This window comes from Novosphingobium mangrovi, assembly GCF_022818885.1.
Lineage (GTDB): Bacteria > Pseudomonadota > Alphaproteobacteria > Sphingomonadales > Sphingomonadaceae > Novosphingobium > Novosphingobium mangrovi.
On record NZ_JALHAT010000001.1, the window covers coordinates 265,177 to 286,093 of the forward strand.

Below are 20,917 nucleotides of genomic sequence, written 5' to 3' on the forward strand. Positions count from 1 at the left end.
GGGCCGCCGCCAGACGGTTTTCCTGAGGGAGGGTGGGCCCTCAGAAACTGTAGGACGCGCGCACACCCCAGTAGCGTGCGCCATCGCGCAGGACCTGCTGGTAGGTACGACCGCCATTGAAGCCGGAGTCGAAGATGTTGGACACGTTGTTCTGGTCGAACAGGTTGCGCACGAAGACGGTCACCGAGTAGCTGTCATCCTTCGATTCCACACCGGCCGAGAGGTTCACCAGGCCAAAGCCCCCCTGCGCGGCGCGCGGGTTCTGGTCGATCTGGTAGGACACCTTGGTCTGGTAGCTGCCATCGACCATCACGAAGCCGTCGACAGGCGCACTGTCACCGAAAGGCACTGTCTGGCGCAGCGAGCCGGTGAGACGGAAGTCCGGCGCGTTGGGCAGATCGCCACCCGACAGATCCTGCACCCCATCGACGCAGCCCTCTGCCGCAGTCTGGCCGCGATAGCACGGGCCGAGCGGGAAGGAGTCGATACGCGCGTCGAGCAGCGTCATGCCCAGGTTCAGCGTGGTCAGCGAAGTCGGGCGGACCGTGCCTTCCAGCTCGATACCCTTGGTCGAGGTCGAACCGGCGTTGAGCAGGTAGAACGCGACGTCACCGGGCAGCTGTGCCTGCGACTGGAAGTTCTTGTACTTGGTGTAGAACAGCGCTGCGTTAAGCGACCACACGCCGTCCAGGCTCTGCAGCTTGGCACCGACTTCGAAGGCGTCGGACTGCTCGGCGTCGACCGGCTCGTAGCTTTCCTGCGCACCGAAGATCAGGTTGAAGCCCTTGCCCTTGTAGCCGCGCGAGTAGCTGGCGTAGGCATTGCCGAGGCTGCCCAGCTGGTAGCGCAGGCCGATCTTGCCGACGAGCGCGGTGTCGCTGGTCTTGCCATCGAAGTCGGCCGGGACGCCCGTCGCGCCGCCAAGCGCACTGTCGCCAGCCACGAGCACGTCGCTGGGGTCGCGGTACACGTCCCAGTCCAGCGTCTCGTGGAGGAGGCGCAGGCCACCGAACATCTCGAGCGTGTCGGTGAGATAGATGTTGGTGCTGGCAAAGACAGCAAGGTTGGTGTTCTTGGTCGAACCCGTGAACTGGCCGCTGCGCGGGCCGGTCGGGAAGATCTGGCGACGCTGGAAGCCGGTGTCGAGGTCGAGCAGGAAGGCATAGCCGCCGAACAGCACGTCGAAGCCGCCGAGGTCATCGGAGACCACGCGCAATTCCTGCGAGTACTGCTTGAGGCTGGTGGTGCCGGTGTTGACGTCCCACAGGTTCACGCCGGGCACGGGCTCGGAGAGCGAGGTGTAGTCGACGTCGGCGCGGGCGGTGAAGTCCCAGCCGCGCATGGCCGTGATCGAGACCACCTGGAAATCATCGTTCAGGCGCGCCTGGATGCGGCCCGAGACGCCCCACTGTTCGCTGTCGTTGGTGGTGTCGGCGTTGAGGTTGACGTCGCGGTTCTTCGCCGAAGGGACGACCGGGGACACGGCGTCGGCATAGGCCTGGCCATCGACCGCGCGCAGGGTCGGGCTCGCATCGTTGGTGCCGTTGCGGTAGTCGCCGATCAGCGTGATCTTGAGGTCGCCATGCGGCTCGTAGACAAACTTGGCGCGGCCGCCATAGTTGCGATAACCGCCCAGCTTGTCATCACCAATGCCCGAGACATTGTCGATGAAGCCGTCGAAATCCTTGTAGTAGCCGCTGACGCTGAGGCCCGCATCCTTGGCCACCGGGCCCGAGATGATGCCGCGCGCCTGCCATTCGCCGCCCTGGGCGAAGCTGCCGTCGACCTTGCCCGAGAGGTAGGAGGTCGGATCCGACGTGGTGACCGACACGAGACCGGCCGAGGCGTTCTTGCCGAACAGGGTCGACTGGGGACCGCGCAGGACTTCGACGCGCTGCACGTCGATGAGGTCCTGGAAGCCCTGCCCGGCGCGCGCCATCACGACGTCGTCGACGACGATCGAGACCGCAGGCTCGGTCGCGACCGAGAAGACGGTGGTGCCGATACCGCGAATGTTGAGCGAGCTGTCACCCGGATTGTCGCCCTGGGTGAAGGTGAGCGAGGGAGAGACCTGGACAAGACCCTCGACCGCGCTGACGCCTGCTGCCTGCAGCTGCTCGCCGCTGACAACCGAAACCGCGATGGGAACTTCCTGAAGCGTTTCCTCACGCATGTTCGCGGTGACGATGATGGCGTTGCCGGTGACAGTGTCCTCGGCGGCGGCTTCGGCCGCCATGTCCTGCGCGAAGGCCGGAGCGCCCAGCGCCAGTGCCATCACACCGGCCGCGATACCGCAGGCCAGCTCAGTCTTTCGGAAATTCATCGGATCCTCTCCACTAAACACGTCAGGCTTCAATGCGACCCGCATCGGCCTGTTGTTTTTAGCGCTAAATCATTTGCCCGAATTTCGTCAAGCCAAATTGGCAAGTCGCTGATTGTGCGTCGGCTTTCCCCATAATGCGTTGCAAAATGCGCACAGTGGACCGGGCTCAAAACTCACTGAAATCCCCGATTCGTGCGGTTCTGAGGGCCTTTGCGAATCTGCGTTGAAGGGGAGCCGCGACAGTGACGATCCGTCCTGCGGCATGTAAAAAGCCCCCGGTCTGCACCGGGGGCCGAGGCACTTCCTGCGTGATGCCCGACAGGCGGCCAGGAGGGAGCGACACCTGGGCGCCGTCCTCTCCCCTCCGGCCTGTCGCCGTGCCTTACCACTTCACGGTGACGCTGCCCCGAAGCGCCAGGGCGACCTCGCCGTGACGGCGATCCGCCGAGAGCTCGCCGCCCATGATGAAGCCACTGGGGCCACCATAGGCCCGCAGGCGCCCGTACCAGCCGCCGGTCGTACCATCGGGATCGAGCCGAAACGCCTCACCCGGCTCGACATCGCCGGTACCGAAGCGCGCCGTGGTCGCGCCAAGGCCGCCGCTCAGCACTTCGCGCCAACCGCCTTCGGTCTCGATCCGCATCCAACCTTCATCGCCCGCCGACATGCCCAGCACATCGACGCCCACGGTCATCCCCGCATTGAGGCCGAGCTCGTCGCTGGTGCGATTCTCGACCAAGAGGCCCAGCGCATCGTCGCCGGTTTCGCCGTAGCCGTCCTCCTTCAGGCGCACGTAGTCGAGCGAGACCTGCGGGCGGAAGAAGAAGTGCTGGCTGCCTCCCTCGGCCGAGATGCCGCCGATGGCGCTGACGAAGCGGCCGTTCCAGCTGCCATCGATCGTGCGCGTGACGGTCTCCTGCGCCGTCACGCCCGAGAAGGTGCGCTCACTGTCGAAGTCGGCATGGCCGATGGAGGCGCGCGCAAAGCCTCCGATCGGACCGAAGTGCCCGCGCCAGTGCACCGCGCCCTCGACCGACTGGGACTTGACCTCGCTCGCCGCGCCACTCGTGTGCTGGTTCCAGATGTAGGAGGCCGTCGCGCCGAAATAGCCGATGCCGGTGCGGTATTCTCCAGTGAGCGACCAGGCATAGCCGTTGAGGTCATAGGCCGCAGTCGCCCCGGTATCCTTCTCGCTCCCCCAGAAGGCCAGGTTTACGTTGGTCGAGAAGCGGCTTTCATCGCCTGCGGGATGCGGCGGATCCTGGAGCTGGCGGGCCAGCGTGCGCACGCCCAGGCTGATCCCCTCGAAGCCACCACCCGCATGGTCGGGGAGCATCTGCCCCACGGTGTCGCGGAAGGTATCGCCATCGGTAATGGCGAGGAACACGTCCTCGATCTCCTCATCTGCGGCCAGCGCGGCAAAGGCCGCGTCGTAGGCGCTCGCCTGCGAACGGTTGAGCCCCAGTTCCTCGCGCGTGCGGCGCGTGATGTCGACGACGATGGAGTTGGCGCCTCCCTCTTCATCAAGCTGCGCCTTGAACATGAAGGGCACCAGATCGGTGACGGTCTCGATATTGTCGCGCCCTTCCAGCGTGCCCGCCGTCAGGACCTCGTAGCTGCCTTCGGCGGTCGTGACATCGGCCAGCCGCAGAGCGAGACGCGAACCTTCGGCGAACCGCGCGGTACCCGCCACATTGTAGGCGCTGCCCTGTCCCGGCGTAGAATCGAGCGTGGCCACAAGCACACTGCCCTCACCTACCTCGAGCGAGCCGATGCTGGCCGGGCTGCGCAGATCCAGCGCCCCGCCCGAGAGCGTGACCGCGGCCTGGCCCGCGTTGGCGAGCGCGCCCATGAAGTAGGCGTTCCCGGCAAGGTCCAGCCGGTCCGCACCGCCACCGAAGTCGAGCGTACCTTCGTAGCTGGCCGAGCCTTCCAGGCTCACCCGATCCGCACCCGAGCCGAACGTCACATCGCCTGTCTGCACCGCATCGCCCGAGAGCGTCAGCGTGTTGTCGCCGGCCCCGAACGCGACATTGCCGGTCAGCGTGCCATCGGCAATCGAGAGCGTGTCATTGCCGCTGCCAAGGCGCACATCGCCCGTAATCTCGGGAGCATCGTATCCCGCCGCGACGGCCGTCTGGCGCACGGTCACATCCGCGTTTGCCGCGGACAGGTCGATGGCGACGTTCGCATCGTCCGAACCGCTCGCACTGATTACGCCGCTGTTGTCGAGCGCGGTCAGCGTGCCGCTCTCATCGCGCACGGCGTAGGTCGTGCCGTCCTCGCCGCTCGTCGCCTGGATCGTACCGCTGTTGCGCAGCGCCCCAAGAGTTGCGCCCTGCTCCACGTGAATGGCCGCGACCTGCTCCCCGCCCGAGGCGCGGATGGTCCCGGCATTGCGCAGTTCGGGGACATCCGCGCCCGCACCGATACGCACCGCCGTCGCATTGCCGCCATCGGACAGCGCAGCAATGGTGCCGTTGACGCCGATACCGTTGGCAATCGCGACATCGCCGCCCTGCCCACCAATGACGAGCGCGTTCGCATCGATGCCTTCGTAGAGACCACGCCCCTCAATCACGCCATCGACCTGGAGCCCGTAACCACGCGCCGTGCTCTCGACCGCGCCAATAGCGATATTCCTGTCCGCTGCCCCGATGACCATTGCCGGGGCCTCGCCGTAGGAGACCACGCGTGCGCTGCCTTCGTCGGCATCGGGTAGGCCATCGCCATCCTCATCATCGACATCGGGGTCCGCGTCGGCCGGCGCGACGGCGAGCACGATGCCGCCTGCGACATCGCCGCCAATCACCAGCGCCGAGCCGCCCTGAAGCAGGTCGTCCGCATCAAGGTCCGAAGGATCGGCCGGAACACTGGTATAGCGGTAGCCGGTGGCAGCAAGCGTGCCCTGCACCACCATCGCACCGCCCACATCGCCAGAGACGCGCGCGCCAATGGCATCCTCGCCCTGCGCACGGATCGTCCCGGCAAGGCGCACGTCGCCGGAGATGTCCCCGGCCTCAATGCCAACCGAGCGATCGCCCGTCACCACCGTTTCGCCGTCATGGACAAGGTCCCCGGTCAGCGGACCGCCAAGGGCGATACCGGCAGAATCGTTGCCCTGCACGGCGATCTCGCCGCTGTTCGTGATCGAGCCTTCGTGGGCGCCCATCGTACGGATGCCGTACCGATTCGAGCCCAGCGCGAAAGGTCCGTCGAGATCGCCGTCGTTGTCCTCGTCTTCAGGCGCATAGGGCTCATCCACCGTAATCGAGCCGGTGTTGGTGATGTCGCCCTGCGTCCCGGCCTGGGCGAGGATCCCGGCCTCGCCGTTGCTCACCGCGATTTCGCCCGCGTTGGAGACGGCGTGATTGCTGTCCATCGTCACCGCCGTGCCGCCCGTGAGAGTGACCGAGCCATCCTCGGTGATTGCGATGGACCCGGGCGCGCCATCGGCAATGGTCGAAGTGCGCAAGGGGGATGTGCGGGCGTCGGTGACGTCCTCGGCTGCCGCGGGCTGCGCGGCGGCGGCGAGGGCAAGAACGGCAGTAGAGGCTAGCAGGTATCGCGGCATTTCAGTCCCTTCAGGTCGTTTTGACCGATAGGACGGAGCCACAGGCGGACAGCCTTGAAAAAAGTTCAGAACGCGGTGTCGAGACCGATGCGCAGCGTGCGTGGGCGCAGCGGCGTGACCTGCTCACGCCCGGTGCCGAACGGCGTCCCCAGGGCGAAACGGTTGCCGCGCACATCGGCAATATTGGTGATGCCAAGGGTCACGCCCAGACGCTCGGTGCCCACCCGCAGCAGCGCGCCGGTATCGAGGTAGTCGCCCTGCGGCGCGCCGAGTTCGGGCCCGACGCCGAGACGCGAACGCCCCACGTAGCTCGCCCAGCCCTGCGCCTTCAGCCGGATATCGCCGCGAAGCTCGCGATCCCAGTTCATCGCCACGCGCGCGGCCAGATGGGCAATGTTGGGCACCTGCATCGAGCGCGTGGCGAGGAGCATGAGCGGCAGTGCAGGCTCGTCCACCTTGCTGCGGTTCCATGAAATGCCTGCCTCGGCCCGAAGCCCCCGGGCAAGGCGCAGGCCACCGGACGCGCTCGCCGTCCAGATCCGCCCGTCCCCGATATTGGCCGTGCTCGGTAACCCGCTCGCGTCGATAAAGTCGGCCTGAATGTCCTGCCAGCGCGTGTAGGAGAGCGAGAGCGCGAAATCGAATGCGCCGCGCCCGCGCTGGCCGTGACGGGCGCCCACCTCGAAAGTCTGCGTGCGGTCATCGCGAAAACGCCGGACGTAGTCGCTTTCGATAGCCAGGCCGCCGGGGCGGAACCCCTCCTGGTAGCGCAGGAAGAGTGAGGCCTCGGGCGCGAGTGTCAGGTTGAGCGCCGCCGAGGGCAGGACACGCGTGAAGGAACGGCGCGCGGCTATGTCCATCGCGGCATTCGCAAGCTGGATCTCGGGGCGGATATCCTCCCCGCCGCCGCCCAGCCGCGAATGGGTGATGCGCGCGCCCGCTGTCGCGACAAGCGGCTCGGCCAAGCGCAGGCTGGCCTCGCCATAGACCGTGCCTTCGTCCACGACATTGCGCACGCCAGCCGGGACCGCGCGCAGTGCAAATGACGTCAGCGAGCGGTTGAGGCGCGTCTCGTTGTGGGTAAAACTCACCCCTGCGACCCACCCAAAGCCGCCGCGCTCGCTCTGCCAGAGCCGGGTTTCATGGGCTACCATGCGCGTGCGGTTGGCCTGCGTGAAGAGGCGCGGCGGCCCGCCTTGCGGGGTCGCATCGAAATTCTCCCGCAAGGTCTGGCGCACGAGGCCTGTCGTCGAGCGCAGGTGGATCGCACCCAGCCTTCCCGCCACGACGAGTTGCCCCATGGCGTAATCCGCATCGGCCTGCTCGGCCACGCGCGCGCCGTTCTCCAGCCCCGATCCCTCCCGGTCGGCGTACTGGCTGTCGGCGTTGTCGGTCCGCTGGCCAAGGGCCATCAGCGTCACCGACCAGTCGGGCGCAGGTTCGAGCCGCAAGGCCACCCGCCCGCCCAGGATATCGCTGCCATTGACGTTGCGGCCATCGATGCGCGGCTTGTCGATGTAGCCGCCCAGATGCTGCGCATCGAGGGAGGCGCGCAGGCCCACGCGCCCCTCCACCAGAGGCAGATTGAGCATGGCGCTGCCATCGAGACCGGGTTCGCCATGGCGCGTAAAAGACCCGCCCAGAACGGCGGAACCAGTCACCTCGTCAAGGTCAGGTGCATTCGGGACCAGTCGGATGATACCGCCCAGCGAGCCTGCGCCATAGAGCGTGCCCTGCGGGCCCTCCAGCACCTCCACGCGGGCCATGTCGGTGAGGCGCAGGTCCGGGTCGGGCGCGTTGTAGGTGAGGCGCATGTCACCTAGGTACTGCCCCACGGTCGCCTGCGTGGGGCCGGTGAAGCTGGAATCCGCAATGCCGCGAATGAACAGCTTGTTGCGCCCGCTGCCCAGGTGCGTGGAGGCGACCGTCGGAAGCTGGCGAGTGATCTTCTCGGTCCCGCCGAGGCCGCCCGCCTCCAGTTCCTCGGGCTCCAGGATCGCGACCTGGGCCGGGAGGTCGCTGAGCGCCAGCTCGCGCTTGCTGGAAAGGACGATGATCGGCGCGCCGGTGATTTCGCGGGGGGCTTCGGACACCTGCGGCGCGGCGTGAGGTGTGCGGGCCGGACGGGAAACCGGTTCGATGCGCCAGGCCGCCGGGCCAGTCGCCACAACGCGTCCCCCCGCCGCACGCGCCAGCCGTCGCACGGCCTCGGCCGCAGGAACACGCGCGTCGAGCGCGGGCACCGCGCGGCGCGCGAGCTTGGGGTCGACAATGACGACACTCGCCCCCGTCTGGCGCGCAATCGCGATGGCCGCCTGCGAGGCGCTACCGGCCTGAGTGTGGACACGGGCTTTCCGCTCCCGCGCGACAGCGGAAACGGGCCATACGCTGCCCAGCACCAGGACAGCACCCAGGGAAAGGCTCAGAACCTGGCGCATGGCTCAGCGGGGACCCAGGCTCCATCCTGCGCCTTCGCGCACAACACCAAGGCCGAGCAGCGCGCCGAGCGATTGCGGATCGTTGCGGATAGGTTCGATCTGCAAGGATCCCGAAACCGTGCGCCCGCGCGCCTCAGGGCGCACCGAAAACGCGATTCCCGTCGCGCGGGTCAGATCGGAGGCCACATCGCCCAGCGGGGCATCGACGAAGGTCAGGCGTCCCGCCCGCCATTCCCCGACTTGTTCGGGCGCAATCGCGGCCAGTTCGAAACGATCCTCCCCGGCCGCCCGGGTCAGGACCTGTCCGGGCTTCACCCGGACCTTCTCGCGCTCGGGATTGACCTCGACCTCGCCCTCGGACACGGCGACCCGCAACGTCCCGTTCACGTGCCGCACGTCGAAGACGGTGCCGATGTCGCGCAGCCGCTCTTCGCCCACGGCGACTTCAAAGGGCGCGTCGGGATCGTGGCGCACCGAGAACAGCGCCTGTCCCTGCTCCAGCCGAACGAAGCGTGCGTTGCCCTGCTCCATCGCAAGGCGGGTATCCCCGCCCAGCGTCACGGTCGTCTCGCCGCCCAGGCGCACGGTGCGCGTCTCGCCAGCTGCGGTGGCCACCTCGTAGGTAGCCGGGCCGCTCTCGTGCCAGAGGCCGATCCCGGCCACGAGCGCCACACTGGCCGCGAGCGCGCCTGCCAGCCAGCGCCGACGCGGTACGGGAGCGTAGCTTTTCAGCGTGTCGTCGACAAAGGCCGCGTTGCCCTCGGCCTCGTCCGGCGAGGCGATGGCGGGCTCGGTATCGTTGGCAGGGCTGGCCCGTGCCAGGAGCTCAGCGCCGTCCAGCGCCGCCGCGCAGGCCGCATCATAGGCCTCGCCATGCGCCGAATCCCGCTCCAGCCAGGTGGTAAAGCTCTCCCAGTCATAAAAACCGGGGTCCTGTGTCCGCACCGCCCAGTCGAGGGCCTGCGCGCGGATCGTCTCGTCAATGGGCACCACACGTTCCTTTCATGACGCAGACGGAGACATCGGCCCGCAGCCTCATGGCTCCTCTCCTTCGCCGTGCCGTTTCCATTCGTCCAGAGCGCGGTAGGCCTTGCGCAGATCGCCCTCGACCGTGCTGAGACTGATGCCCACTTCGCGGGCGACGTCCTTCTGCGCCATGCCCTCCACCCGGTGGAGGCGAAAGACCCGGGCGACCCGCGCGCCAAGGCCATCGAGCATCGCCAGCACGCGCGCGGCCTCGCGCGCGGCAAAGACCTCGCGCTCGGCCGAGGGGTGGGGCGAGGCTTCCCCGCTCAGCGTCTGCGCCGCGCTCCATTCGCGCTCACGCGCCTGGGCCTTCTGCTGCGAGCGATAGCGGTCGATCATCAGCGAGTTCGCCACCGAATGCAGGTAGGCCAAGGGCGCCGCCACCGGCCCACTTTCGCGCGTGCTCACGCGCAGCCAGACCTCGTGCAGGATGTCCTCGGCCGCCTCGCCCGCGCCGCGCGCGCGCAGGAAGCGCAGCAAGGTCTCGCGGTGCGCAAGGAAGGCGGCTTCAAGGCCCGATGGCGGCGTGGTCTCAGACATCCCGGTTCATTCGTTCAGATCGCCTGAGTGCTAGACGCTAACCCTGACAAGGGAAAGCACCAAGACCCTGCCCGCTCCATTCCGGTTCACCTGTCCCCACCCGGACGCGCCCCCACAGAGGGCTCGCCGCTGGTGGAGGAAAGACGAATGATGAAGGTCGTCGGCTCCACCTTCGGGCGGTAGCGCGCGAGAGGCTTACCCTCCTCGCTCCACTGTGTGTCGCCGCCCAGCCCCCACTGCGCCGCATCGACCAGCAGCGTGCCGTGATCGTGGGGCCGGATGTCGCTCGACTTCCAGGTGCCGGGCGCGCGGCGGTAGAGGTCGGAATAGGGGAACGCGAGCGCGTTCATCATCAGCGGCCGATCTCCCGCGACGCGCAGAGCCCGCCCCTGACCGCTCAACGTCATCCAGCGCACGTCAGTCTTGTTGCCCGTCTCCTGCGGGCGAATGTAGTCGTGGTCCTGGTCGGCAAGCGCGCCGCGCCACAAGCCAATCGGGGCCGAGCTCTTGCGATCGACATAGCTTTCGTGCGGTCCGCGCCCATACCACTCGACCGTATCCATGGCCTCGGGCAGTGCGAACTTCACGCCGATGCGGAAAGGCGGCGGCAGGTCCTTTGCGACCGGCTCGAAATGGGCCGTGAGGCGTACGCTCCCGTCCCCGGCCATGCGGTAGCGGTTGGTGAAGGTTGCCTGCCCCTCGCCCAGCGTGAACGTGACGGCGACCTCTCGCGCGCCATCCATTGCGCGCTCAATCTGCAAGTCGGACACCGAACGGGTCTCGCTCAGGGTCTTCCAGACGGCGAGCTGGTCTCCGGTGCGCGTACCGACATTGCTGTCGGTCAGCGCGCGCCAGAAATAGGGCTCGCCCCCTTCGGCAAGCGTCTTGCCCTTGGCATCGAAATTGCGGATGAGGCCCGTCTTGCGGCTGATCGCAAGCGAACTGCCCGCCGCCGAAAGGATGACCTCTTCGCCCTCGTCCGACAGGGACACCGCGCCCGAGGCCTCCTGCGGCAAGGACGGGACCGCACTGTCCAGCGCAAACTGTTCGAAGGCCATGACCTGCCCCGCCTCGACCAGAGGAATCTGCCCCTCGCCCGCCTTGGCCTCCACGGTCACGAAATACTCCGCGTCCGCCTTTCTCGGGTAGCTGCCGAGATTGAGCGCCATCGTGCCGCTCGCGCGCGCCGCGATGTCGGGCGCGGCCAGATCGCCGGTTGCGACGTCCACGCCGTTTTCCTGCAAGGCCCAGGTGAAGCGGTAACCGGAGAGGTCGGCGAAGTCCTGCCGGTTGTGGACCCTCAGCGTACCGCCCGAAAGGTCAAGGTCGGAGAAGGCTACCGGCGCATAGGCCTTGCGCAGTTCGTACAAGGCCGGGTTGGGCGTGCGGTCGGACTGGATGATCCCGTCGCCGAACTCGATGTCGCCGCCCGGGTTGGGGCCGTACTCGCTGCCATCCGCCCAGTAGCGGGTGCCATCTTCGGTGGTGCCGAACATCGACTGGTCGACCCAGTCCCAGATGAAGCCGCCCTGCAAGGTTTCGGGGTGAGCGTGGATCGTGTCCCAGTACTCGGTCAGATTGCCACCCGAATTGCCCATCATGTGCGCGTATTCGCACTGGATCATGGGCTGGCCGTAGGACCAGTTGGTCGCGTAGTCGGCCATCTTCGCGGCCGGATCGTACATCGGCGCATAGATGTCCGCATACCAGTTGGGGCGGTGATCGCCGAAGGGCAGCGGACCCCAGCCAAGATAGCTGATGAGGCGGCTCGGATCGCGTTCCCGCGTGGCCTTGGCCGCCTCCTCGAAGGTCGGGCCTATTCCTGCCTCATTGCCCAAGGACCAGAACAGGATCGAGGGGTGGTTCTTGTCGCGCTCGACCATATTGGCAACGCGCGCCAAGTGCGCCGCCTTCCACGCCGGATCGAAGCCGATCTGGTACTTGGCGCGCTCCTCGGGATGGCGGTTGCCATAGTCCATGTACTGGTGGCTCTCGATGTTGGCCTCGTCCATGACGTAGAGGCCATAGCGGTCCGCCAGCTCGTAGATGTAGGGATCGTTGGGATAATGCGCGGCGCGGATGGCGTTGACGTTGTTCGCCTTCATCAGTTCGACGTCGCGCTCCATCGAGGCGCGCGAGATGACGTGGAAGGTTTCGGGATCGTGCTCGTGGCGGTTCACGCCCTTGATCGTGATGGGCTTGCCGTTGACCGCGACCTGGCCGTTGAGCACCTCGACCGTGCGAAAGCCGATCCGGGTCGGCGTAGCCTGGAGAAGCGCGCCGCGATCATCGAAGAGTTCAACGAGCAGCGTGTAGAGGTTGGGCGTTTCCGCGCTCCAGCGGCGCACGTCGGGGATCTCGCCGGACAGCGTTACGCGTTGCTCGGTGTCTGTCTTCGCCAGCTTCGCCTCACGCGTCAGCACGGTGTCCTCGCCGTCGAGCAGGGTGATCCGCGCGCGCGCCGCTGTGCCCGGCGTCAAGGCGAGGTCCACGGCCAGTTCGCCGGTGCGGTAGGCGGCGTCGAGCCCGGCGTGCGCGAAGACGTCGCGCACCCGGCGCGTGGGCACCGCCTTCAGGTAGACCGACCGCTCGATCCCCGAGACGCGCCAGAAGTCCTGATCTTCCAGGTAGGAGCCGTCCGACCAGCGAAAGACCTGGATCGCGATGGTGTTCGCGCCCGGCTTCAGGGCAGAGGTCACGTCGAACTCGGAGGGCAGCTTGCTGTCCTGCGCATAGCCCACCTTCTGCCCGTTCACCCACACGTAGTAGGCCGAGCCGGCCGCCCCGATGTGCAGGATCACCTGCTCGTCCCCGCTCCAGCTTTGCGGGAGGGTGAAATCGCGCCGGTAGGAGCCCACCGGGTTGGTCTCGTGCGGGATCAGCGGGCGGTTGGCCGGGAAGGGATAGATCCAGTTGTTGTAGCGCGCCTGCCCGAAACCTTCGGCCTGCCAGTCCGCAGGCACGGCGATGTCCTTCCAGTCCGACACATCGAAGCCGGGGCGCTCGAAACCTTCGGGGAGCGCATCGGCGCTGGGCGAGAAGGCGAACTTCCAGATTCCATCGAGGCTGAGATAGCGATCCGAGCCTTGCGGATCGCCTTCGAGCGCCTTGGCACGGCTTTCATAGGGAAAACCCGTAGAACTGGCGGGAAGCGTCCCTTGCGCGAAGACCGCCGGGTTCTCCCAGTCGGGCCGCGAAGGATCGATCTGCACGGCTTGCACCTGCAACTCCGCACCCTTGGCGGGCACTCCTGCCAGAAGCGTCGCTAACGCACCAAGGCCAATGCCTGCCCTCACGCTGCGCGCCGTTTTCCTCGCGCGAACGCCCTCACCCATCATAGTCAATCCTGTCCCGCTTCTTTGGTGCGCGAAGGCCATCTTGGCGCCTCACCCATTTCCCTCGTCTCTGACCGTTCAAGCGCCCGCATCTATTGCGGCGTCGTGAGCAATTGTGGCCCGGCGCCTTCTTCTCCAAGGACATCATCGGGATTGCGCAAAGGGCAATCTTTCAAGGAAAGACAGCCACATCCGATGCACGAGCCAAGCTGATCGCGCAACTGCGTCAAAGCCGTGATCCGCTCGTCCAACATCGCGTGCCAGTCCTGACTGATCTTCGCCCATTCGTCCACCGTGATCGGCGTCGCGGGAAAGCGATCGAGGTGCTGCTTGATGATCGAGAGTGAAACCCCGGCCTTCTGCGCGACGCGGATTATCGCGATCCGGCGCAAGGTGCCACGGGCATAGCGCCGCTGATTGCCGCTTGTGCGCCAACCTTCGATCAGGTTCTTCTTTTCGTAGAAATGGATCGTGGAGACCGCAACCCCGCTACGGCGGGCCAACTCCCCGACACTTAGCGCTTTTTCCCGATTGACCGGCATCGCTCCAACCTCTCCACTTGCATTCGCTGCAAGAGGCAGCGGTCCGTGCGATCCACGAAGTGCCACAGATAGTGCTTGACCTCAACCATTGTTGAGGTTGTACGTGAAGTGTCGGATCGCCCCACAAGGGGCACCAGTCAGCGCAACTCGAGCGTCCGGAGCCGACATGAATTCTTCGCCTGCAAACCTGCCGAAAACCTGGAAAAGGGCGGCCCCTGTCTCGACCGCCCGCATGGGGAGGCTGGCATGAGCGAATCGCAAACCGGCCCCGAATCGCAGGCGGAAGCGCAAGGCCCGGAACGCGCAAGCGCCTCGCCGCGCCGCACGCGGGCCATCATTCTCACCGTGCTCGTGCTGGTGGTTCTGATGGCCGCGCTGTATGGCTGGCGGACCTGGCGCATGGGCGGCGGCGCAGGCTGGCCGCAGCAGGCGACGCCGGTCACCGCGACCGTCCTTGCCGCGCGGACCGTGCCCGATACGATGGACGTCGTCGGCTCGCTCAGCGCGGTGCGCGAAGTCACGCTGGCGCCGGAAACGAGCGGCCGCGTCTCGGGCCTTCACTTCCGCGCCGGGCAGCACGTGGGCGCCAATGCACTGATCGTCCAGCTCTATGATGGCCCGGAAAAGGCCGATCTGGCCGCAGCCCGCGCCCGCGCGGACTTTGCCGCGCTTCAGCTCAAGCGCTCGGAAGAACTGGCACCGACAGGCGCGGAGCCGCGCGAAGTTCTCCAGCAGCGCCGCGCCGAACTGGCGCAGGCCCGCGCCGAGGTTGGCCAGATCGAAGCGCGCCTGCGCCAGAAGCAGGTGCGCGCGCCCTTTTCCGGCAAGCTTGGCATTCGCCGCGTGAACCCGGGCCAGTACATGAACCCGGGCGATCCGGTTGCCACGCTGACCGCGCTCGACCGCCTCTACGTCGACTTCACCCTGCCCCAGCAGGACCTGGGGCGCCTGGGCGACGGGGCCAGCCTGACGCTGACCAGCGATGCCTGGCCCGGGCGCACCTTCACCGCGCGTATCTCCACCATCGAGCCGCAGGTGAGCAAGGACACGCGCAACGTGACCGCGCAGGCCGTGCTCGCCAATCCCGACGGCGCGCTGCGCCCGGGCATGTACGTCTCGGTCGCGTTGAAGCTGGGGGAACAGGACGACGCGCTCGTCCTTCCCGTCACCGCGATCCAGACCTCGGCGCAGGGCGACAGCGTGATCGTTATTCGCGGCGAGAACGCGCGCAAGGGCGGCAAAGCGGAGATCGTGCCCATCACCACCGGCCGCCGCATGGGCGACGAAGTGGTCGTGACCGGCAAGCTTGCACCCGGCGACGTCGTTGTTGCGCAAGGCCAGCTGCGCGTGCAGCCGGGCAGCGAAGTGACCGTCGCGCAGTTGATCGGCAGCGAGGCCACCAAGACCCCTGCCCCGGCAAAGGCTGACAACGCCGATGCAGGAGCGCGGTAAGATGCGCTTCACCGACCTGTTCATCCGCCGCCCCATCGCGGCCATCGTGGTCAGCCTGCTGATCCTGCTGGTAGGTATCTCCGCCGTCTTCGGGCTGCAGATCCGCCAATACCCGCGCATGGAAAGCGCCACGATCACCATCGACACCCAGCTTCCCGGCGCCACGCAGGACGTCATGCAGGGCTTCGTCACCACCCCCATCGCGCAGGAGATCGCAACCGCCAGCGGAATCGAGTACCTCTCCTCCACTTCCACCTCGGGCAAGAGCCATATCGCAGCCAAGCTGGTGCTGAACGCGGACGCGGACCGTTCGATGACCGAGATCCTCTCCAAGGTGCAGCAGGTGAAGTACCGCCTGCCCGAAGGGGCCTTCGACCCGGTCATTTCCAAGATCACCGACGGCGCCTCGGCGGTGCAGTACATCAGCTTCACCAGCCCGACGCTGGCCCCTTCGCAGATCAACGACTTCGTGACCCGCGTTGCACGCCCTCTGCTGACCTCGGTTCCGGGCGTTGCCTCGGTCGAGATCAACGGCGGGGCCCCGCTGGCCATGCGCATCTGGGTCGATCCCGACAAGCTCGCCGGACGCGGCATGACGGCGGGCGACATTGCGACGGCGCTGCGCGCCAACAACGTCCAGGCCGCCCCCGGCCAGCTCAAGGGCAGCGCGACCGCCATCAACATCACCGCCGAGACGGACCTTCGCAGCGCAGCCTCGTTCCGCGACATGGTGGTCAAGACCGGGCCGGATGGCATCGTGCGCCTGGGCGACGTCGCCACGGTCGAACTGGGCGGCCAGAACTACGACGATGCCGCGATGGGGGCGGGCAAGGACGCGATCCTGCTGCCGATTTCGCCTACGCCCGACGGCAACCCGCTCGAGATCGTCGATGCGGTCAACGAACTCCTGCCCCAGCTCGAGCGCATGGCGCCTCCGGGTATGGAAATCAAATCGATGTTCGACCGCGCGCGCTTCGTCGATGCCTCGATCGAGGAAGTCGAGCACACCCTCATCGAGGCGGTCATCATCGTGATCGTCGTCATCTTCCTGTTCCTCGGCACCTTCCGGGCCGTCATCATCCCTATCGTCACCATTCCGCTCTCGCTGCTGGGAACAGCCGCGCTGATGCTGCTCTTCGGTTTTTCGCTCAACCTCCTCACCCTTCTTGCGATGGTCCTTGCCATCGGCCTTGTGGTCGATGACGCCATCGTCGTGGTCGAGAACATCCACCGCCACATCGAGGAAGGTCTTTCCCCCATCAACGCGGCGCTCAAAGGCGCGCGTGAGATCGTGGGGCCGGTCATCGCCATGACCATCACCCTTGCCGCCGTCTATGCGCCCATCGGGCTCATGGGCGGCCTGACCGGCGCGCTCTTCCGCGAGTTCGCCTTTACCCTTGCCGGATCGGTGATCGTCTCGGGCGTCGTGGCCCTGACGCTCTCGCCGATGATGAGCAGCCGTCTCCTCCACAACAAGATGGGCGAGAGCCGCCTGGAAAAGACCATCGAGCGTTCGATGCACGGTCTCACCCACCGCTACGAGCGGCTACTCGGCAAGACGCTGGTCAACCGCGCGGCGGTTCTCGTCGCGGGGGCGGCGATCCTGGCGGCAAGCGTCGTCTTCTTCCTGGGCGCCAAGCGCGAACTCGCGCCGCCCGAGGACATGGGCTACGTCTTCGTCCAGACCAAGGGCCCGCAGTACGCCAGCGTCGACTACACCGTGCGCTTCTCCAAGCAGGTCGAAGCCCTGTTCCACGACCTGCCCGAGTTCGACGGCAGCTTCTACGCGATGGGCGGCGCGCAAGGCGCCAACATCGGCTTTGGCGGCATCATCCTTTCGCCCTGGGCTGAGCGTGAAAGAACCGCCGAGGACGTGCAGCAGGAACTGGCGGGCAAGACCGCCGGCGTCACCGGCGTCACCTCCACCGTCTTCCAGGACAGCCCGCTCCCCGCGGGCAGTGGCGGCCTCCCCGTGCAGATGGTGATCCGCTCGCCCGACGATTTCGCCGCGATCAACCGCACGCTCGACCAGCTCAAGGGCGCGGCCTGGCAGAGCGGCCTGTTCGCCTTCGTCGATGCCGACCTCGCCTTCGACAGCCAGCAGGCGCACATCACGGTGGACCGCGACAAGGCGGGCGACATGGGCATCCCCATGTCGGAAATCGCCGACACACTGGCGCTGATGGTGGGCGAGAACTACGTCAACCGCTTCAACTGGCACGACCGCTCCTACGACGTGATCACGCAGGTCCCGCGCGGCGAGCGCGCCACCCCCGGGGATCTGGGCGGCTACTACGTGCGCACCGGATCGGGCGATCTTGTCCCCCTTTCCACCGTCGCCAAGGTCGAGATCGAGCCCCAGCCCAACCTCCTGCCCCAGTTCAACCAGATGAACTCGGCGACAATGTCGGCCGTGCTCATGCCCGGCGTGACGATGGGACAGGCGGTCGCCTTCCTGCAGGCGCAGGACCTGCCCGAGGGCACCAGCGTCGACTGGCTCTCGAACAGCCGCCAGTACGTCCAGGAGGGCAACCAGCTGACGGTCTCCTTCGCCTTTGCGCTGGTGGTCATCTTCCTGGTGCTCGCCGCCCAGTTCGAGAGCTTCCGCGATCCGCTGGTGATCCTCGTCACCGTGCCGCTGGCGATCTCGGGCGCGCTTCTGCCGCTGTTCCTGGGCTTTGCCACGCTCAACATCTACACGCAGATCGGCCTTGTCACCCTGATCGGGCTCATCACCAAGCACGGCATCCTGATGGTGTCCTTCGCCAACCAGATGCAGCGCGACGAAGGCTGGAGCCGTCATGAGGCCATTGCCCACGCCGCCGCGGTACGTATGCGCCCGGTGCTGATGACGACTGCGGCGATGGTGGCGGGCCTGGTGCCCCTGCTCTTCGCCTCGGGCGCAGGCGCGGCCAGCCGCTTTGCCATCGGCATCGTGGTGGTCATGGGCATGCTCATCGGCACGCTCTTCACGCTCTTCGTTCTTCCCACCATCTACACCCTGCTGGCGGGCGATCACCGCGCCCACGCGCCGGAGGAAGACGACACCTCCGAAACCGACGCCGCCCCGCGTGAAGGGAGCCTTTCCCATGCCTGACACCCCCACCCCGCCCCGGCGCACCGGGAGACGCCTCACGGCTCTCCTGGCGCCTCTTCTCGTTGGCGCCTGCGCCGTGGGACCGGACTATACCGCGCCCGTAACGCCGCCCCCCGCGGCAGGGGATTTCGTCACCACCGATGCCCGCTTCGATGCCGCAGCGCCGCTGCCGGACGACTGGTGGCACCTCTACAAGGACCCGGTCCTCGACGCCCTGGTCGAACAGGCGCTGGCGGCCAACACGGACTTGCGCGTGGCCAACGCCAACCTGGCCCGCGCGCAGGCCGTCCTGTCGGAAAGCCGCGCCGCGCGGCTCCCCACCACCAACCTCAATGGTGGCCTCTCCTGGGGCGATGCCGTGCAGTTTGGAGGCGGAGGCCAGGGGGGCGGAGGCGGCCAGGGGGGCGGAGGCTTTGCCAACCTTGGTGAGACGCAGGTCACGACCAACGGCAACGCCAGCCTTGCCTGGGAGGCGGACCTGTTCGGCCGCGTCTCCCGCTCCATCGAGGCAGCGCGCGCGGATGCCGCCGCCATTGAGGCCGCCCGCGATGGCGTACGCGTGCTGGTCGCGGCCGAGACCACCCGCGCCTACCTCCAAACCTGCACCCAAGGGCAGGCACTGGACGTCGCGCGCCAGTCCGTCGAGACCACGCGGCGTACGCTTGAACTGACGCAGGCGCTGGAACGCGCCGGCTCAGTCGGCAAGGCGGACTTGGAACGCGCCGGGAGCGCCCACGCATCTGCACGCGCCGCGCTTCCCACCATCGAGGCCGGGCGCCGCGTCGCTCTGTTCGAGCTGGCCGCCCTGCTTGGCCAGACCCCGGATTCCGTCCCTCAGGCAGCGCGGTCCTGTTCCGCCCCCCCATCCCCCGGGGCCGCGCTACCGGTCGGCGACGGCGCCGCGCTTCTGCGGCGCCGTCCCGACTTGCGCGAAGCCGAACGCAACTTGGCTGCCGAGACCGCGCGGATCGGCGTTGCCACCGCGGACCTTTACCCGCGCATCTCGCTGGGCGGCTCGGGCAATTTCCTGCGCAACGACATGATCAAGGGGAGCGACTCGTTTTCCTTTGGCCTGGGGCCCCTGATCAGCTGGACCTTTCCCGATTTCGGCGCGGCCCACGCCCGGATACGGCAGGCCGAAGCGCAGAGTGATGCCGCGCTCGCCCAGTTCGACGGGCAGGTCCTGACCGCGCTCAAGGAAGTCGAACAGGGCCTCTCGCGCGTCGCGGGCGGGGAAGCGCAGATGGCGGATCTGGACGAGGCTGAAGCCCGTGCCGAACGCGCCTGGCAACTGACGCAGCAACGTCAACGGGCGGGCTCTTCCTCGGCGCTGGACGTGCTGGCAGCGCAAGCCGATCTGCTCGCCGCGCGCCGGGCCGTGGTGGAGGCGCGCGCGCAGCTCGCATCGGACCGGGTCGACCTGTTCAAGGCGCTGGGCGGAGGCTGGCAGACGCCGCCCTCCTCCTGATCCAACCGCCACGGAACACACGAAAAGGGCCGCTCCCCCATCGGGAAGCGGCCCTTTCTCGTAAGCGCTGCGCGCGAGCGGCTTACTTCAGGTTGTCGTTGAAGAAACTCTCGATTGCATCGAAGGGGATCACATCGGTCTTGTCGTAGAGGTCGACGTGGTTGGCGCCCGGGACGACATGAAGCTTGATGTTGTCGTCGTTCGCCACGTCCTCGCTGAAGTAGGCCGAGTGCGCCTCTTCGCCGATGACCAGAAGCGCCTTGCGCGGCGCGATCCAGTCGATCTTGTCGAGCAGCGGGAAGTTCATGAACGAGGGACCGCTGGTCATCGTGAACTGCGCGATCGAGTTGGGGTGATAGCCGCGCGGACGCGAGTAGAATTCCCCGAACTCGGTACCGACCGGGTTGTTCTCCGGATCGAGTTCAAGCAGCGCGCCTCGCGGGGTCAGCGTGGCGGGTTCGCCTTCGAATTCGGCGTAGCGGTGCTCGGCGATCTGCGCGAGCTGGGCCTTACGATCCTCCTCGCTCAGCGAGCCGCCAAAGCCCTCGGCGTGCATGCGCGAGATGTCGTACATGCTGGCCGTCGCGATGGCTTTGATGCGCGGGTCGACCGACGCAGCGCTCAGCGCGAAGCCGCCGCTGCCGCAGATGCCGAGCGCACCGATCTTCTCGCGGTCCACGAATTCACGCGTGCCCAGGAAATCGACGGCCGCGTGGAAGTCTTCCACGAACACGTCGGGCGAGGACAGGTGGCGGGTCTCGCCGCCGCTATAGCCGTTGTACGAAGGGTCGAAGGTCAGCACCACGAAGCCACGCTGCGCGAGCTCGTTGGCGTAGACGCCCGGACCCTGCTCCTTCACGCCGCCATAGGGCGCGCCAATGACAAGCGCGGGAGCGGGCGTGGTCTCGTCGAAATCGACGGCGGTGTAGAGATCGGCCGAGATCGTGATGCCATAACGCGTCAGGTAGCTGACGGGCGTGCGCACGACGTTGTCGCTGAGGTCGAAAATGTAGTTGTCGGCAAGTGCCATGGGAAATTCCTTTTCTGGTCGGGACGGGCGCGCACCGGCCTGTGCGGTCCTCGTGCGCGCCCTGCCGTTCAGCCCCGGTGCGACCCGAGGGG

Annotated in this window: 11 protein-coding genes; 3 read left to right on the plus strand and 8 right to left on the minus strand. The window is 67.0% G+C overall.

The window, feature by feature from the left end:
* Nucleotides 1-40: 40 nt before the first annotated feature.
* From MTR65_RS01180 to soxR, 7 genes are all read right to left on the minus strand, one after another.
* Nucleotides 41-2,323 carry a TonB-dependent receptor gene (locus MTR65_RS01180; protein WP_243796446.1) on the minus strand — a complete coding sequence of 761 codons (2,283 nt, stop codon included), beginning with the start codon at nucleotides 2,321-2,323 and terminating at the stop codon, nucleotides 41-43.
* 382 nt (nucleotides 2,324-2,705) lie between these two features.
* Complete coding sequence (locus MTR65_RS01185; RefSeq protein ID WP_243796447.1) at nucleotides 2,706-5,897, minus strand: autotransporter outer membrane beta-barrel domain-containing protein; 3,192 nt, start codon at nucleotides 5,895-5,897, stop codon at nucleotides 2,706-2,708.
* Nucleotides 5,898-5,962: 65 nt separating this feature from the next.
* A complete protein-coding gene (locus tag MTR65_RS01190; protein WP_243796448.1) occupies nucleotides 5,963-8,335 on the minus strand; it encodes a TonB-dependent receptor in 2,373 nt (790 codons plus the stop codon).
* Nucleotides 8,336-8,338: 3 nt separating this feature from the next.
* On the minus strand, nucleotides 8,339-9,325 hold the full coding sequence (locus MTR65_RS01195) for a FecR family protein (RefSeq protein WP_243796449.1): 987 nt from the start codon (nucleotides 9,323-9,325) through the stop codon (nucleotides 8,339-8,341).
* A 45-nt stretch (nucleotides 9,326-9,370) separates the two neighbouring features.
* On the minus strand, nucleotides 9,371-9,901 hold the full coding sequence (locus tag MTR65_RS01200; protein ID WP_243796450.1) for an RNA polymerase sigma factor: 531 nt from the start codon (nucleotides 9,899-9,901) through the stop codon (nucleotides 9,371-9,373).
* Nucleotides 9,902-9,987: 86 nt separating this feature from the next.
* Entirely contained in the window at nucleotides 9,988-13,236 is a 3,249-nt protein-coding gene (locus tag MTR65_RS01205) for a glycoside hydrolase family 2 TIM barrel-domain containing protein (protein ID WP_243796451.1), read from the minus strand.
* Between the two features lie 92 nt (nucleotides 13,237-13,328).
* Nucleotides 13,329-13,778: a redox-sensitive transcriptional activator SoxR gene (gene soxR, locus MTR65_RS01210; protein WP_243796453.1), complete on the minus strand. Its 450-nt coding sequence runs from the start codon at nucleotides 13,776-13,778 to the stop codon at nucleotides 13,329-13,331.
* Nucleotides 13,779-14,024: 246 nt separating this feature from the next.
* Between soxR and MTR65_RS01215 the strand changes: the two genes are divergently transcribed.
* The 3 genes from MTR65_RS01215 to MTR65_RS01225 are packed head-to-tail and all read left to right on the plus strand — an operon-like array spanning nucleotide 14,025 to nucleotide 19,795.
* Complete coding sequence (locus MTR65_RS01215; RefSeq protein WP_243796456.1) at nucleotides 14,025-15,230, plus strand: efflux RND transporter periplasmic adaptor subunit; 1,206 nt, start codon at nucleotides 14,025-14,027, stop codon at nucleotides 15,228-15,230.
* A gap of 1 nt (nucleotide 15,231) precedes the next feature.
* Nucleotides 15,232-18,327: an efflux RND transporter permease subunit gene (locus MTR65_RS01220; RefSeq protein ID WP_243796458.1), complete on the plus strand. Its 3,096-nt coding sequence runs from the start codon at nucleotides 15,232-15,234 to the stop codon at nucleotides 18,325-18,327.
* Nucleotides 18,320-19,795, plus strand: a complete 1,476-nt coding sequence (locus tag MTR65_RS01225; protein ID WP_243796460.1) for an efflux transporter outer membrane subunit — start codon at nucleotides 18,320-18,322, stop codon at nucleotides 19,793-19,795. Before MTR65_RS01220 ends, MTR65_RS01225 begins: the two co-directional genes overlap by 8 nt.
* Before the next feature lie 82 nt (nucleotides 19,796-19,877).
* Here the strand turns inward: MTR65_RS01225 and MTR65_RS01230 are convergent, their stop codons facing one another.
* Nucleotides 19,878-20,825, minus strand: coding sequence for an alpha/beta hydrolase (locus tag MTR65_RS01230; protein ID WP_243796463.1), 948 nt, complete (start codon nucleotides 20,823-20,825; stop codon nucleotides 19,878-19,880).
* Between the last annotated feature and the right edge of the window lie 92 nt (nucleotides 20,826-20,917).